The 15,616-nt window shown below is 70.8% G+C and carries 11 protein-coding genes; 7 read left to right on the forward strand and 4 right to left on the reverse strand.

The window, feature by feature from the left end:
• Positions 1-125: 125 nt before the first annotated feature.
• From ACZ4EF_RS02720 to ACZ4EF_RS02740, 5 genes are all read left to right on the forward strand, one after another.
• A complete protein-coding gene (locus ACZ4EF_RS02720; RefSeq protein WP_467502392.1) occupies positions 126-2,741 on the forward strand; it encodes a hypothetical protein in 2,616 nt (871 codons plus the stop codon).
• Positions 2,742-2,789: 48 nt separating this feature from the next.
• Positions 2,790-3,617: a TIGR03619 family F420-dependent LLM class oxidoreductase gene (locus tag ACZ4EF_RS02725; RefSeq protein WP_355337704.1), complete on the forward strand. Its 828-nt coding sequence runs from the start codon at positions 2,790-2,792 to the stop codon at positions 3,615-3,617.
• A 114-nt stretch (positions 3,618-3,731) separates the two neighbouring features.
• Positions 3,732-6,311: a bifunctional FO biosynthesis protein CofGH gene (locus ACZ4EF_RS02730; RefSeq protein WP_391043257.1), complete on the forward strand. Its 2,580-nt coding sequence runs from the start codon at positions 3,732-3,734 to the stop codon at positions 6,309-6,311.
• Between the two features lie 156 nt (positions 6,312-6,467).
• Positions 6,468-7,688, forward strand: coding sequence for a phosphodiester glycosidase family protein (locus ACZ4EF_RS02735; RefSeq protein ID WP_467502394.1), 1,221 nt, complete (start codon positions 6,468-6,470; stop codon positions 7,686-7,688).
• Between the two features lie 243 nt (positions 7,689-7,931).
• Positions 7,932-9,035, forward strand: a complete 1,104-nt coding sequence (locus tag ACZ4EF_RS02740; RefSeq protein ID WP_355337713.1) for an ADP-ribosylglycohydrolase family protein — start codon at positions 7,932-7,934, stop codon at positions 9,033-9,035.
• Between the two features lie 68 nt (positions 9,036-9,103).
• On the opposite strand, the gene ACZ4EF_RS02745 is transcribed toward ACZ4EF_RS02740, so the two are convergent.
• On the reverse strand, positions 9,104-10,675 hold the full coding sequence (locus ACZ4EF_RS02745; RefSeq protein ID WP_401716380.1) for a sodium:solute symporter family protein: 1,572 nt from the start codon (positions 10,673-10,675) through the stop codon (positions 9,104-9,106).
• Between the two features lie 432 nt (positions 10,676-11,107).
• On the opposite strand from ACZ4EF_RS02745, the gene ACZ4EF_RS02750 reads away from it, so the two are divergent.
• Positions 11,108-11,896 carry an SDR family oxidoreductase gene (locus ACZ4EF_RS02750; RefSeq protein ID WP_355337718.1) on the forward strand — a complete coding sequence of 263 codons (789 nt, stop codon included), beginning with the start codon at positions 11,108-11,110 and terminating at the stop codon, positions 11,894-11,896.
• 98 nt (positions 11,897-11,994) lie between these two features.
• Here ACZ4EF_RS02750 and ACZ4EF_RS02755 read toward each other — a convergent pair whose 3' ends face one another.
• Positions 11,995-13,185, reverse strand: a complete 1,191-nt coding sequence (locus ACZ4EF_RS02755; protein WP_467502396.1) for an aminotransferase-like domain-containing protein — start codon at positions 13,183-13,185, stop codon at positions 11,995-11,997.
• A gap of 95 nt (positions 13,186-13,280) precedes the next feature.
• Between ACZ4EF_RS02755 and ACZ4EF_RS02760 the strand changes: the two genes are divergently transcribed.
• Positions 13,281-14,159: a hypothetical protein gene (locus ACZ4EF_RS02760; protein WP_391162405.1), complete on the forward strand. Its 879-nt coding sequence runs from the start codon at positions 13,281-13,283 to the stop codon at positions 14,157-14,159.
• A 179-nt stretch (positions 14,160-14,338) separates the two neighbouring features.
• Here ACZ4EF_RS02760 and ACZ4EF_RS02765 read toward each other — a convergent pair whose 3' ends face one another.
• Together ACZ4EF_RS02765 and ACZ4EF_RS02770 are read right to left on the reverse strand one after the other, a co-directional pair.
• Complete coding sequence (locus ACZ4EF_RS02765) at positions 14,339-14,548, reverse strand: DUF397 domain-containing protein (RefSeq protein WP_355337727.1); 210 nt, start codon at positions 14,546-14,548, stop codon at positions 14,339-14,341.
• Positions 14,549-14,720: 172 nt separating this feature from the next.
• The gene (locus ACZ4EF_RS02770) at positions 14,721-15,578 is read right to left on the reverse strand and encodes a helix-turn-helix domain-containing protein (protein WP_355337730.1); all 858 of its coding nucleotides are present in this window, start codon (positions 15,576-15,578) and stop codon (positions 14,721-14,723) included.
• Positions 15,579-15,616 lie beyond the last annotated feature (38 nt).

Genomic DNA, 15,616 nt, shown 5'->3' on the forward strand with positions numbered 1-15,616 from the left:
GAAGCTAGGCTGCCGGGAGGGGGAACTGCGACCGTTTGGCCGGGCAGTGCTCGGCCGGGGAGGGACGGGCCGACGCGATGGAACTCGACCGAATCTTCGATCAGCGGAGAACATCACCCGTTACCGTGGGTGACGTATTCGTCGATCGTGTCCGCTATGTGACGGCGTTCGAGGAGGCGTTGCGGGGGCTGCGAGACCATCCCGCCGCTGCCGGTTCGTCGGCGCCGCCTCGGCACAATGTCCTCGTCCTCTACGGGTTGGGCGGAATCGGGAAGTCGACGCTGTCCCGGCAGTTGGAACGGCGATTACGCGAAGGGGAATTGGACGGGGCGTCGGCGGACGGTCCTGAACGGCGCGTGACCTGCCGGATCGACCTGGAGGACAGCTCCCTGGCCGATCTGGAGACCGCGGTGATCGCCGTGCGGGGCACGCTCGGTGAGGTGATGCGTTCCTGCCCCGCATTCGACTTGGCCTTCGCCGTGTACTGGCGGCGCTGCCATCCGGGTGTCCCTCTCGAGGCCGCGATAGCGCGGAATTCCTCGCTCGGCAGGCTCGGTGAATCCCTGTCGCTGGCCGAACAGTTGGACGGCACACTGGATGCGCTGCTCGGCCCGATACCCCTCGCGGGTGTGGCCCGGCGGGCCGCGGGAATTCTGGTGGGCAGGATCCGCGAGCATCTGCGCAAAGACCGGCTGCTCGCAGAATGTCCCGGATTCGCCGAACTGCTGGATGTCGAGTCGCCTGCGGACATGCTGCCGTTCCTGCCGGCTCTCCTGTCCTGGGATCTGGCCGAGTACCGCCGTAGGAAATCCCTGGACGTCGTCATCTTCTTCGACACGTTCGAGCGGGTCGACGGGAGGCGCCGGGAAGCGGGTGGGCTCGAGGACCGGTTGGCCCGGCTGGTCTACCTGATGCCGAACGTACTGTTCCTCATCACGGGGCGGAACCGGCTGACCTGGGGCGACGGTCATCACCCGGCCATCCACTACTCGGGGCCCAACTACTGGCCGAGTCTGGTCACCGACCCCGGCACGCTTCCGGCCATGCAGCACCGGCTGTCGGGGCTCGAGGAGGACTACGCCGACACCTACCTGCGGCTTCGCCTGACCAGGGACGGGGAGCCCGCCATTCCGGCACCGTTGCGGCGTCGGATTGTCGACGCGGCAGGCGGGGTACCGCTGTATCTGGAATTGTCGGCCGAGTATTTCGACCAACTGAGCGCGGAAGGCCGCGTCCCCGCGGTGGAACAATTCGGAGGGACTTTCGCCGAGATGGTGATCCGTGTGATGCGTGATCTGTCCGCGCAAGAGCGCGCGCTTCTGCGGGCCGCCTCTCTCGCCGAGCGCTTCGACGCCGACGTGCTGAGGGCGGCGGTCCCGAGCGTGGCGGACGCCGTCGTACGGCGATTCCTCGAACGCCCCCTGGTGCAGAGCGATTCGTCGAGGTGGCTGACACACACCGTGGACGAGTACGTCCGCAACGCCGTCCGTCTCCACGACGGGAACACGGACGACGCCTGGTCGCAGGAGGAGTGGCGCGGCGCGGCCGAACGAGTCCTGGAACACCTCCGGGATCGGCTGCGCGGCGGGGTCAGAAATCCGACGTCGACCGACAGGAGCGAACTGGGCGAGGGCTTCACCACCGCCGGGCTCCTCACACTGAACACGAGCCGTGTCCCCGACTGGTTGTACGACCTTGCCTACGGTGTCGACCTGTGCGGCCTCGGGGCGGTGCTCACCGGGACCCGGAACTGGCCTGTGCAGTCCGGCAGTCACCCCGCCGGAGCGTTGGCGCTCACCTGCCAGGGGATGGCCGCGCGCAGCGCTGGCGACCGCACAGCGGCCCTGTCGCTGACCGAGGCGGCGCTGGCCCATCCGGGTCTCGGACCGTACCAACGCCTCTTCATCTCGCACCGGTTGGCCAAGACGCTGGAGGAGTTCGGCCGGTACGCCGAGGCGGAACGGCTGACCGCCGAGGTCGCCGCCGAGCCCGGACCCCTGCGGGAGAACGCGGAGAAGGACCTGGCCTGGATCCAATGGCTCCGGGGGGACGGACGGCGGCTCCAGACCTGGGCGCTGCCCCACTGCGACAGCCCTCTGGGCTTCCGCCGCGCGCAGTCCCAGGATCTCCTGGGCCAGTTCAGTTTTCTGCAGGGGGACTTCGCGGCGGCCGAGAGATATCTCCGCAAGGTGGCTGACGACGCCGAACTGGCCGCCGCGGGCATGTCCCGCGACACCAGCTACCGCCACCTGGGCATGGTGCTGTCGCTGGCCCGTCCGCTGGACGCCGAGACGGTGCTGGAGCACGCCCATGAGGTCAACCAGGACGTCGGAACGCCGGTCGGTGTGGCGCAGACGCTGATCTGGCGGGCGGCGGCACGCGTCGGGCGCGAACCGGCCGCGGAGGTATTGACACTTCTGACGAACGGTGAGGAGATGCTGGCGCGCAGCGGTGGCGGCGCCGACCGGTGGATGGTGCTGACCGTGAAGCTGTTCCTCGCCGCCGTCGAAGGCACGGACGCCGAGGTCCTCGCCGCGGGGCAGGAGCTGATCAGCCATGTGGAGGAACAGGACTGTCACCCCGGCCTCGGGGAGATCGCCCAGCGCTGGCTGGAGGTACGCGGCCTCGACGCCGCCGTTCCCCGGCGGGAGTTCTGGACGGACCGGGACCGGTCACTCGCGGCCTGGGAGAAAGTCCTCACCGACCGGCGCGGTCTCAGGGCCGCCACCTCGGACGGCTGAGATGTACGTTCACACCCGGTATCCGTCGACAATCCACCGGAGGTGCCCGTGCGGATCGCCGTCACGATCTTCCTGACCGATCAGACCATCGGGCCGGTGCGGCTCGCGCGGGAGTTGGAGCAGCGCGGGTTCGCCGGGCTCTATCTGCCGGAGCACACGCACATTCCGGTGTCGCGGGCGACGCCGTATCCGGCGGGGGAGCCGCTGCCGGAGGAGTACGGGCGGACGCTGGACCCGTTCGTGGCGCTCAGCGCGGTCGCGGCGGTCACCGAGCGGCTGGAGGTGGGGACGGCGATCACGCTGGTGGCGCAGCGCGACCCGGTGGTGCTGGCGAAGGAGATCGCGACGCTCGACCACCTGTCGGGCGGGCGGTTCACGCTGGGGGTGGGCTTCGGGTGGAATGTGGAGGAGGCCGCCGACCACGGGGTGGACTGGCGGCGCCGCCGCGAGCTGGTACGGGACCGGATGGCGGCGATGCGCGCGCTGTGGGCGGCCGAACCCGTCGCCTATGCGGGCGAATTCGCGTCCGTGCAGGCCAGCCAGGCGTATCCGAAACCGGCGGGCGGCCGGGTGCGCACCCTGGTGGGCGGCGCGGCGGGCCCGAAACTCTTCAGCCATGTGACGGATTACGCGGACGGGTGGATGCCGATCGGAGGCGGCGGTCTGGGTGAGTCGCTGCCCGGACTCCGGGCCGCGTGGCGGGAAGCGGGCCGCGGGGAGAAGGGCCCGGAGGTGGTGCCGACGGCCGTACGCCCGGACGCGGGCAAGCTCGCGTACTACCGCGACCTCGGCATCGAGGAGATCGTCGTCCAGCTCCCGCCGGCCGGGACCGACGAGGTGCTGCGGGCGCTCGACGACTACGCGCAGTATTTGTAGCCGGAGTATTCCTCGGACGGTCCGATCTCCGGGTGATATTGCCGACAGGGGGATCGGGCCGAAGACGGCCTGAGCCCCCAGCGAATTGTCGGCGGGGCCGCCTATCCTCGGAGAATGACTTCGCCGACGCCCACCGCCAATGCCATGCGCCGCGCCCTGCACCGCGCGGACGAAGGTGTCGCCCTGGACACGGGCGAGGCCGCCGTCCTGCTGCAAGCCCGTGGCCAGGACCTGGCCGGACTCGCGGGCACCGCGGCCCGGCTGCGGGACGCCGGCCTCGAAGCGGTGGGACGGCCGGGCGTCATCACGTATTCGCGGAAGGTCTTCATTCCGCTGACCCGGCTGTGCCGGGACAAATGTCATTACTGCACATTCGTGACCGTGCCCGGCAAGCTGCGCCGTGAAGGGCACGGCATGTACTTGTCGCCCGACGAGGTGCTGGACATCGCCAGGCGCGGCGCCGAAATGGGCTGCAAAGAAGCGCTGTTCACCCTCGGCGACCGCCCCGAGGAGCGCTGGCCCGAGGCGCGCGAGTGGCTGGACGCGCACGGCTACGACGACACGCTGGCGTACGTACGGGCCATGTCGGTGCGGGTGCTGGAGGAGACGGGCCTGCTGCCGCACCTCAACCCGGGCGTGCTGAGCTGGACCGACCTCCAGCGGCTCAAGCCGGTCGCGCCGTCCATGGGCATGATGCTGGAGACGACCGCCACCCGCCTGTGGTCGGAGCCGGGCGCCCCGCACTACGGTTCGCCGGACAAGGAGCCCGCCGTACGGCTGCGGGTCCTGGAGGACGCGGGCCGGTCCAACGTGCCGTTCACCACCGGCATCCTCATCGGCATCGGCGAGACGTACGAGGAGCGCGCCGAGTCGCTCTTCGCGATCCGCAGGACCGCCCGCCGCTACCACGGCATCCAGGAAGTGATCATCCAGAACTTCCGCGCCAAGCCGGACACCGCCATGCGCGGCATGCCGGACGCGGAGCTGGAGGAGCTGGCGGCGGCCATCGCGGTGGCCAGGATCGTGCTCGGCCCGTCCGCCCGCATCCAGGCGCCGCCGAATCTGGTGGACGGCGAGTACGCGCGCTTCATCGAGGCCGGCATCGACGACTGGGGCGGCGTCTCCCCGCTCACCCCCGACCACGTCAACCCCGAGCGCCCGTGGCCGCAGATCGACGAACTGGCCGCCCGTACGGCCGAGTCGGGCTTCGCGCTGCGCGAACGCCTCACCATCTACCCGGAGTTCGTCCAGCGCGGCGAGCCCTGGCTGGACCCGCGCCTGATCCCGCACGTCACGGCGCTCGCCGACCCCGCCACCGGTCTGGCGGACGAGGACGCGCCGGTCGTGGGCCGCCCGTGGCAGGAGCCGGACGAGGGCTTCACCTCGGCCGCCACGGGCCGCACCGACCTGCACCGCACGATCGACACCGAAGGACGTACGGCCGACCGCCGCGACGACTTCGACGAGGTGTACGGCGACTGGGCCGAACTGCGCGAGCAGGCCGCGCCCGGCATGGTCCCCGACCGGGTGGACGCCGACGTCAAGCAGGCCCTGTCGGTGGCCGCCGACGACCCGACCCGGCTCACCGACGCCGAGGCGCTGGCCCTGCTGCACGCGGACGGCCCCGCCCTGGACGCGCTGTGCCGGATCGCGGACGACCTGCGGCGCGCGGTCGTCGGCGACGAGGTGACGTACATCGTCACCCGCAACATCAACTTCACCAACGTCTGCTACACCGGCTGCCGTTTCTGCGCCTTCGCGCAGCGCCGCACCGACGCCGACGCGTACACCCTCTCCCTCGACCAGGTCGCCGACCGCGCCGAGCAGGCCTGGCAGGTCGGCGCCACCGAGGTGTGCATGCAGGGCGGCATCCACCCCGACCTGCCCGGCACCGCCTATTTCGACATCGCGCGCGCGGTCAAGGCCCGCGTCCCCGGCATGCACATGCACGCCTTCTCGCCGATGGAGGTCGTCAACGGCGCGACGCGCACCGGCCTGTCGATCAGCGACTGGCTGGCCGCCGCCAAGGAAGCGGGCCTGGACTCCATCCCCGGCACCGCCGCCGAGATCCTGGACGACGAGGTCCGCTGGGTCCTCACCAAGGGCAAGCTGCCCACCGCCACCTGGATCGAGGTCGTCAAGGCCGCCCACGCGCTGGGCATACGGTCCTCGTCCACCATGATGTACGGCCACGTCGACCAGCCCCACCACTGGCTCGGCCACCTCCGGCTGCTCGCGGAGATCCAGAAGGAGACCGGCGGCTTCACCGAATTCGTCACCCTCCCCTTCATCCACACCAACGCCCCGGTCTACCTCGCGGGCATCGCCCGCCCCGGCCCGACCGCCCGCGACAACCGGGCCGTCACCGCCATGGCCCGCCTGCTGCTCCACCCGCACATCACCAACATCCAGACCAGTTGGGTCAAGCTCGGCGCGGACGGCGCCGCCGAAATGCTCCGCTCCGGTGCCAACGACCTCGGCGGCACGCTGATGGAGGAGACCATCTCCCGTATGGCGGGATCCAGTTACGGCTCCTACCGCTCCATCCGCGACCTCGTCGCCATCGCCGAGGCCGCGGGCCGCCCCTCCCGCCAGCGCACCACCCTCTACGGTCAGGTCCCCGAAGAGCGCATCACCACCGGTCTCGCCTCCGACGGCCACCTCCCCGACCTCCTCCCGGTCCTGGGCGACTGACGCCCGCCGCGCACCTGAGGGGTGAATTCGCACCACCGTCATGGCCGCGTTTCACCGTGTTCCGGTGCGGGGAGTGCGGGGGTGGTGGAGTCCTGTGGGATACACGGGACCTGAGACACCCTTGGGGGAGCAGTGGCGTGGAGCGGGCGGGCGGGCGTGGCCCTGGCGGTCGCGGCGGGGGTGCTCGCCGGGGGACTGGCGGGGGCGTCGGCCGTCGCGGCGGACAGCGGCACCGGCGGCGGGCCGCCGTACGAGCGGGTGGAGCGGCTCGGGCCGGGCGTGGAGTACCGGGAGTTCTCGGCGGCGGCCTCGCGGGGGACCGTGCACGGGCATGTGCTGGCGGTGGATCTGCGCGAATCGCGTACGCGGCTCGACCTGTTGACGCCGGGGTCGGTGGCGGCGCGGCAGGCGGTGTCGGGGCTCGCCGACGACCGGCAGGCGGTGGGCGCGGTGAACGGCGACTTCTTCAATATCACCGAGGACCAGCACCCCGGCGTGGCGCCGACCGGCTCCTCGGTGGGCCCGGAGATCGGTTCCGGCCGGGACCTCAAGGCCGCCGTGCCCGACGGCCAGCGCTTCGGGCCCGCGATGCCGCCGGGGGAGACCACGCACGACGTGCTCGGCATGGGCAAGGACCGCAAGCTGCGGCTCGACCGGCTGGACCTGCGCGGGTCGGTGCGCACCCCGCGGGGGAGCATCCCGCTGGGCGGCTACAACCAGTACGCGCTGCCCGTCGGCGGCGTCGGCGCGTACACGGCGGACTGGGGGACGGTCTCCCGGCAGCGGGCGGTCTGCGGCACGGACACCTCGCGCGGGGCCGGATGCAGCACGGACACCTACGAGGTGACGGTACGTCAGGGGCGGGTCGCGGCGGTCGCGCAGGCGCCCGGCGCGGGAGCCATTCCCGCGGGCAGCACCGTACTGCTCGGCCGGGACGCGGGCGCCGACACACTGCGCGCCCTGCGCGTGGGCGACCGCGCGGAGGTCGACAGCCGCCTCACCCCGACGCTCTCGCGCGTGCCGTACGTCTTCGCGGTCGGCGGCTTCCCCGTCCTGCGCGGCGGACAGCCGCTCGCGGGCCTGGACACCGCGACGGCGGCCACGCGTACGGCCGCCGGTTTCGACGCGTCGGGCAGCACGCTGTACCTGCTGGCGCTGGACGGCTCCGCCGAGTCCGGCGCGGGCCTGACCATCGCGGAACTTGCGTCCGTCATGAGGGAATTGGGTGCAGATTCGGCGGTGAACCTCGACGGCGGCGGTTCCACGACGCTGGTCGCCCGCGACCCCGGCGCGGCGGCGGTGACCGTACGCAACCACCCGTCGGGCGGCGTCGAGCGCCCGGTCGCCAACGCCATCGGCGTCTTCTCGCGCACGTGAGCCGCGTATGTGTCCCTTACGCCCGAGTCGCGCGGCCCGACGCGCGGACCCGGCTCCCGCGCCCCAGTCCGACACCCTGAGTCGCGCGACAGAGCATTTCCGGCGTCCGGTCGTATCCGATCGGAACGGCACCGCTCGCGGACCGGCGTCACCAACCCCAGGGCCCCCTTCCGCTCCTGGTGACGTCGGCTATCGTGCTGGCGCAGAACGGGTTCGGATCGGGGTTGATCGAAGGGGACCGCTTTGACCGCTGTCTGGGGTCGCGCGCAGCAGCAGGACTTCCGCAGCCGCGTGCGGGGCTGCCTGCTGGGCGGGGCGATCGGGGACGCGCTGGGCGCGGGCGTCGAGTTCGAGTCGTTCGAGGCGATCCAGCGCAATCACGGCACGGACGGCGTCACCGACTACGTTCCGGCGTACGGCAGACGCGGCGCGGTCACCGACGACACGCAGATGACGATGTTCACGGTCGAGGGCCTGATCAGAGCCCAGGTGCGCCGGGACACCGGCGCCTGGCACCCGCCCACCGACATCCACCGCGCCTACCGCCGCTGGTCGGCCACCCAGACCGAGTGGGGGCCCGACGAGCGCCGCAAGGACACCGGCTGGCTGGCCCGCGAGGAGTGGCTCTACGCGCGGCGAGCGCCGGGCGAGGCGTGCCTGAGCGGCCTGTCCGACGACCGGATGGGCACCTTGGAGGAGCCGAAGAACCCCGGCTCCAAGGGGTGCGGCACCGTGATGCGCTCCGCGCCCTTCGGGCTGCTGGTCGGCTGGGAGCCGCAGCTCGTCTTCCAGCTCGCCGTGGAGTGCGCCGCCCAGACCCACGGCCACCCCACCGGGCAGCTCGCCGCCGGAGCCTTCGCCGTCATCGTGCACGGCCTGGCGCGCGGCGAGGCCCTCGACGGCTCCGTCCAGCACGCCCTCGCCCTGCTCGGCGCCCGCCCCGGCCACCAGGAGACGACCGACGCGCTCCAGGGCGCCCTGGGCGCCGTACGGCAGGGGATGCCGTCGCCGCAGCGCGTGGAGGCGCTGGGGGAGGGCTGGACGGCCGAGGAGGCGCTGGCGATCGGCGTCTACTGCGCCCTGGTCGCCGAGGACGTGCGCCACGGGCTGCTGCTCGCCGTCAACCACTCGGGCGACAGCGACTCCACCGGCTCCGTCTGCGGCAATCTGCTCGGCGTCCAGCACGGGGAGACGGCGCTGCCGCCCGCGTGGATCGCCGAGGTGGAAGGGCGCGCCACGCTGCTCCAGCTCGCCGACGACTTCGCCATGGAGATGACGCAGGCGCCGGCCCTGCACGGGCCTTCGGGCGCCAGCCCGGCGTGGCTCGACCGCTACCCGGCCGCCTAGGGCCTGTCCGGCGATCACCACCGCCCCCGCCGGGGCTCCCCCCGGGAAGGGGAGCCGCCGGACAGGACCTAGTCCGAGACCTTGGTGGGGGTCGGCTCGGAGGAGGGCTCGGGGAGGGAGACGGAGGCCGGTCCGGGGCCGCCCCCGTCATCGGAGTTGATCTTCGCGAGGAGCGCGTCCCGTTCCGGCGTGTCCTCCGGCTTGATCCAGCCGATGACGATGTAGAGGACGAGCGAGACGGCCAGCGGGAGCGAGATCTGGTATTCGAGGTTGACGCCGCCCGAGACGGCGTCGTTGACGGGGTAGTTGAGCAGGTAGAAGGCGAACAGGCCGAGCGCCCAGCTCGTGAGGGCGGCGGTCGGGCCGGACGTGCGGAAGCGCGGCAGCAGTCCGAGCATGAACGGGATCGCGATCGGCCCCATCAGACCGGCCACCCACTTGATGACGACGGTGATGATGTCCTTGAAGGTGGGGGAGTTGACCTGGGTGGCCACGGCCATGGACAGGCCGAGGAAGGTCAGCGTGGTCAACCGGGCGGCGATCAGGCCGACATGGGCCGACCATTCGCGGGCGGTCTTCGAGAAGGCCGGGGCGATGTCGCGGGTGACGACGGCGGCGATGGCGTTCGCGTCGGAGGAGCACATGGCCATGGTGTGCGAGAAGAAGCCGACCACGACCAGGCCCAGCAGCCCGTGCGGCAGGAGCTGTTCGACCATCAGACCGTACGAGTCCGAGCCGTCCGGCTTCTTGGCGTGCACCAGCAGCGGCGAGATCCACATCGGGAAGAAGAGGACGACCGGCCAGACGAACCACAGGGCCGACGACAGCCAGGCGCTGCGGGTGGCCTCGCGGGCGGAGCCGGTGGCCATGTAGCGCTGGGCCTGGTTCCACATGCCGCCGTTGTACTCGAAGGTCTTGATGAACAGGTACGCCAGCAGGAAGACGGTGGTGTACGGGCCCGCGACCGGGTCGGCGTGGTGCTTGAGCGCGGGCTCGTCCCACACGTTCCAGATGCCGCTGATCCCGCCGACCTTGTTGAGCGCGGCGACCAGCATCGCGAGCCCGGCAATCAACTGGATCACGAACTGGCCGAGTTCGGTGAGGGCGTCCGCCCACAGACCGCCGACCGTGCAGTAGACGGCGGTGATCGCGCCGGTGATGACGATGCCCTGGGTGATGGTGACCCCGGTGAAGACGGACAACAGGGTCGCGATGGCGGCCCACTTGGCGCCGACGTCCACGATCTTGAGCAGCACGCCGGACCAGGCGAGCGCCTGCTGGGTCGTCAGGTTGTAGCGGTTCTTGAGGTATTCGAGCGGCGAGGCCACGTGCAGCCGTGAGCGCAGCCGGTTGAGCCGGGGCGCGAAGAGCTTGGCGCCGATGGCGATGCCGAGCGCGATCGGGAAGGACCAGGTGACGTACGAGGTGATGCCGTAGGTGTAGGCGATGCCCGCGTAACCGGTGAACATCACCGCGCTGTAGCCCGACATGTGGTGCGAGATGCCGGACAGCCACCACGGCATCTTGCCGCCCGCGGTGAAGTAGTCGCCGACGTCGTCGACGCGCTTGTGGGACCAGAGTCCGATCGCGAGCATCACGCCGAAGTACGCGATCAGCACGGTCCAGTCGAGACTGTTCATGTCCCCTCCAGAGGGGTCCGCCTTGTGAACAGGAGCGCACTTCGCTGTGGCGCCGGTCCGGGCGGGTCGCCCCCGTGCGGGAGTGGGGACTTCCGGGATTGAACCCCTCGCGCGGGGGGCCGGTCAAGGGTCTCTGCGTTCAAGAGTCTGAACTCAGATCAGAAAGCCGAACGATTTTACTTGCTCTTTGCTTACCTTGGCATTGTCGTGACCCTGATCACCAACCCACGATGAGCGGACACTTCGCTGGACGTCGCACGAGGCCCGCGGGACGCGCGGGACACAGGAGGCAGCCGTCCGGGATACGGGATCCCGTGCGGACGCAGAGGGGAGCGGCCGATCGCCGACGTGAGCGTGACCGCCGCGGCCTTCCCTCCTGCGGGCGTCCGCCCTATTCTGACGCTCCGTCAGACAACGGTTGCGGAGGCCGACATGCTGCTGAAGGGGAAGACCGTGGTCGTGACCGGCGTCGGCGCCGGACTCGGGCAGCGCGTGGCGGCGGCCGTCGTACGCGACGGCGGACGGGCGGTGCTGGGCGCGCGGACCGCCGAGCGGCTGGCGAAGACGGCGGCCGAGATCGACCCCGCGGGCACCTCGACGGCCTGGCTGCCCACCGACATCGCCGACGGCGCGCAGTGCGAGGCGCTGGCGGCGCTGGCACAGGAGCGGTTCGGCGGGATCGACGCCGTCGTCCAGGTCGCCGCGCTCGACGACTACTTCGGCGGCCTGGAGGACGCGGACTTCGCCGTCTGGCAGCGGGTGCTCGACGTCAATCTGCTCGGGTCGCTCAGGCTCGCCCAGGCGTGCCTGCCCGCCCTCAAGCGCCAGGAGCGCGGCGGCTCCGTCGTGTTCATCGGCACCCAGTCCGCGGTCGCGGCGCCCAGCCAGGTCCGCCAGGCGGCGTACGCGGCCTCCAAGGGCGCCCTCACCTCCGCGATGTACTCACTCGCGCGCGAGCTGGGCCCGTACCGGATCCGGGTCAACACCGTGCTGCCCGGCTGGATGTGGGGGCCGCCCGTGCGGTCCTTCGTCGCGCTCACCGCACGCGCCGAGGGCGTCGGCGAGGACGAGGTGCTGGCCCGCCTCGCCCGCCGCATGGCACTGCCCGAGCTGGCCACCGACGGCGATGTGGCGGAGGCCGCCGTGTTCCTCGCCTCCGACCGCGCCCGCGCGATCACCGGACAGTCCCTGCTCGTCAACGCGGGCGAACTGATGCGCTGACGCGCGCCGTTGGACGCGTACGGCGCCGCGCCGTCCGTGCGTACGGTGTGCCGCGCCGTTCCTCGTGCGGGCCGCCGCGCTACCTGCTGTCAACGGCCTCAGGCGAAGACCTTCGCCAGCCGCCGCAGCCCTTCCCCGATCTCCTCCGGCGTGTGCGTCGTGAAGGACATCCGCAGCGCCCCCGCCTCCGGCGCCTGCGCGAAGAACGGCAACCCCGGTACGTACGCCACGTCGTGACCGACCGCGGTCGGCAGCAGCGCCGTCGCGTCGTACCCCGCGGGCAGCCGTACCCACACGAACATGCCGCCCTCGGGCCGGTTCCAGGTGCTGCCGGAGGGCAGCGCGGCCGGCAGCCCGGCGAGCAGCGCGTCGCGCCGGGCGCGGTAGGCGGTACGCACCCGGTCCAGATGGACGTCCAGGTCGTGGTCGGCGAGGTAGCGCGCGGCGGCGGCCTGGTCGACGGTCGAGGTGTGCAGGTCGGCGGCCTGCTTGGCGATCACGCAGGCGCGCAGCAGCGCCGCGGGCGCCCGCAGCCAGCCCAGCCGCATCCCCGGCGACATGATCTTGGAGAAGCTGCCGAGCAGGATCGTCCGGTCGGCGGCCTCGGGCAGCGCCGAGATCCACGGCACGCTCTCGCCCTCGAACCGCAGATCCCCGTACGGGTCGTCCTCCGCGATCCACAGCCCGTGCCGCTCCGCCACCTCGGCCACCGCGCGGCGGCGTTCGAGCGGGAGCGTACGCCCGGTCGGATTCTGGAAGTTGGGCACCAGGTAGAGCAGTTTCGGCCGTTCCCGGCGCGCCACCTCCTCCAGTGCATCCGGGATCACCCCGTACGCGTCGGTCGGCACCGGCACCACGTGGGCGCCCGCGAAGCCGAAGCACTGGAGCGCCGCCAGATACGTCGGGTTCTCCACCAGCACCACATCGCCGGGCTCGATCAGCGCGGTCGCGATCAGCGCGAGCCCCTGCTGCGAGCCGCCGGTCACCAGGATGTCGTCCATGCCCGTCGCCAGGCCGCGCCCGCTCAGCCGGGCCGCCACGGCCGCGCGCAGCGCGGGATCGCCCTCGGTCGTCGAGTACTGGAGCACCTTGTGCGGCTGCTCGGCCAGGACGCGGGCGTACGCCTCCGCGATGGCCGCCGCGTCGAACAGCTCGGGCGCGGGCAGCCCTCCGGCGAAGGAGATCACCTCCGGCCGCGCGGTCAGCGCCAGGATCTCCCGTACCGGCGAGGCGCCCACCGAGACGGCGCGTTGAGCGAGGGCGGGCACGGCGGCTCGGGTCGAGGTCATGTCCGGCAGCCTACGAAGAATCGTTGCCATGTCCAGGTACTTTCCAGCATCCGGGCACCTTCACTTCTCCCCGGAGCTGACGTAGCGTCAGATTCATGGCTGAGGACGTGAGAACGGGCCCGGACGGCGGAACGGACGTCGAGACGTACGGACGGCTCGCGGCCGTCGGACCGTACGGCGTCGACGTCGGGCACGCGCTGATCACCATGGTCGAGCCGCACGCCGGGCACGAATACGCGTACAACCGGTGGTACGAGGACGACCACTTCATCGCCGGTGCGATGGCGATGCCCTGGCTGTACGCCGGGCGCCGCTGGGTGGCCACGCGGCCGCTGCTGGACCTGCGGTACCCGGCGGACTCCGCGGTCGCGCGGCCGGTCACCGCGGGCTGCTACCTGTCGCTGTACTGGATCACCGCGGGCCGCTACGACGCGCACATGCGGTGGACGGTCGGCATCAACAAGCGGCTCAATCGCGACGCCCGCGTCTACCACGACCGCACCCACGTCTTCACCGCCTTCCAGGACCGCGCCGCGAGCGTCTACCGGGACGGCGCCGCCGGTCCGCGCGACATCCACGCGCTCGACCACCCGTACCGCGGACTCGTCCTCGAAGTGCTGGAAGCGGAATCCGCGGAAGGCCGGGACGAATTGCTGGAATGGCTGCGGGCCCGCCACCTGCCGAAGAAGCTCGCCGGATCACCGGCGGCGATGGTGGTGATCTTCACGCCCACTCCGCTGCCGCTCGACCGGATGTCTTATGTGAAACAGGTCGAAGGCGTCGAAACCCGGCTCACTCTCCTGTGGTTCCTGCAACAAGATCCACGCGAGGGGTGGGAAGAGCATTTCGCCGGTCACGCCGCCGAGATCGCGGGCCGGACCGACTCGGCGGGGCGCTCGGCGAAAGTGGAATTCATCGCTCCCTTCATTCCGACCATTCCCGGCACGGACACCTACGTCGATCAACTCCGTTGATCCGCTGACGTGATCACCCGGTCCGCTGGGTTGATCACCCCGTCCGCCGCGTGGATCACCCGGTCCGCCGCGTTGATCATCCGGCCCGGAACATCAGGACAGCAGTGAGCCCCCTCGGCTAGGACGGCGGCCAGACGAGAGGGCTCTTCTGCGGTACTGCTGAAGGTGCGCGCGCTGTACTAGTTGATCGTGAACGCGCCTCGGTCGACGTCCGTGACGAACGCGGTCCACGCCTCAGGGGAAAAGCTGAGGACCGGACCCTGCGGGTCCTTGGAGTCGCGGACCACGACCGACTCGACGGCCGGGGACTTCACTTCGACACAGGCGCCATTTCCGGTGGACCGCGAGGACTTCATCCACGCGGGAGTACTGCCCAGCTTGATTGCCATCTCTGCTCCGGTCTGTGCTGATGGCGGCGGCGAGGTACGCCATTGCCTGACTACGCGCTCGACGCTACTAGCCAACATCACGGACCGGTGAGCCACTTCACCCAAGTGGATGGCATATTCCCAGTAACTCTTCCAATGGGAGTGAGCGGGGGTGTACCGTATCGCCCGCACTTCAGCGGGTGTATCGTTCCGCCGCTTCGGTGATGAACTGCCGGGTCTGTTCGGCGCTGAGCGCCTGGGCCCGCAGATGCTCGTACATCACGCTGTACGCCTGCACATCGGTGTCCTTCTCCAAGTACAGGTCGCTGTTGACGCCTTCGAGATAGACCACCGTGGCATCGGTCGCGTCGGTGAACTCCAGTACCGCGAACTGCCCGCTCAGACCGGGGTGCGCGCCCGCCTCGAACGGCAGCACCTGCACGGTCACATGCGGCAGATGGCTCAATTCCACCAAATGCAGAAGCTGGTCACGCATCACGTGCTCGTCGCCGACCTTGCGGCACAGCGCCGCCTCGTCCACCACGGCCCACATCCGCAGCGGCCCGTCCCGGTCGGTGATCCGCTCCTGCCGGCGCATTCTCACGCTGACGCGCTTGTCGACCTGTTCGGGAGTGGCCTCCGGCAGATTGCCCGCGATCATCGCGGCGGCGTACTCCGGGGTCTGCAACAGGCCAGGCACCACCTGGGGTTCGAAGACGCGCAGACTGGCCGCCTCGGTCTCCAGGCCGATGTACACGCTGTACGGGATGTCGCCGAAGGCATGCCACCAGCCCTGCTGGCGCGACTCCTTGGCCATCTGCATCAGCGAGTCGACGATCCGCACGTCCTCGACGCCGTACACACCGCACAGGTCGCGCACATCGCGCTGGCTGATGCTCCGGCGCCCGTTCTCCAACCGGCTGATCTTCGACTGCGACACCAGGAGCCGGGCGGCGACCTCCTCGGCCGTCATGCCCTTCTGCTCCCGCAACTTGCGCAGTTCCGAACCCAGCCGGCGGCGCCTGACGGTGGGATTGACGTTGGCGACCACTGGAAGTGCACCTCCACGCTGAACCTACTGATGGTCAG

It is taken from the genome of Streptomyces sp. NPDC025721 (assembly GCF_055558595.1).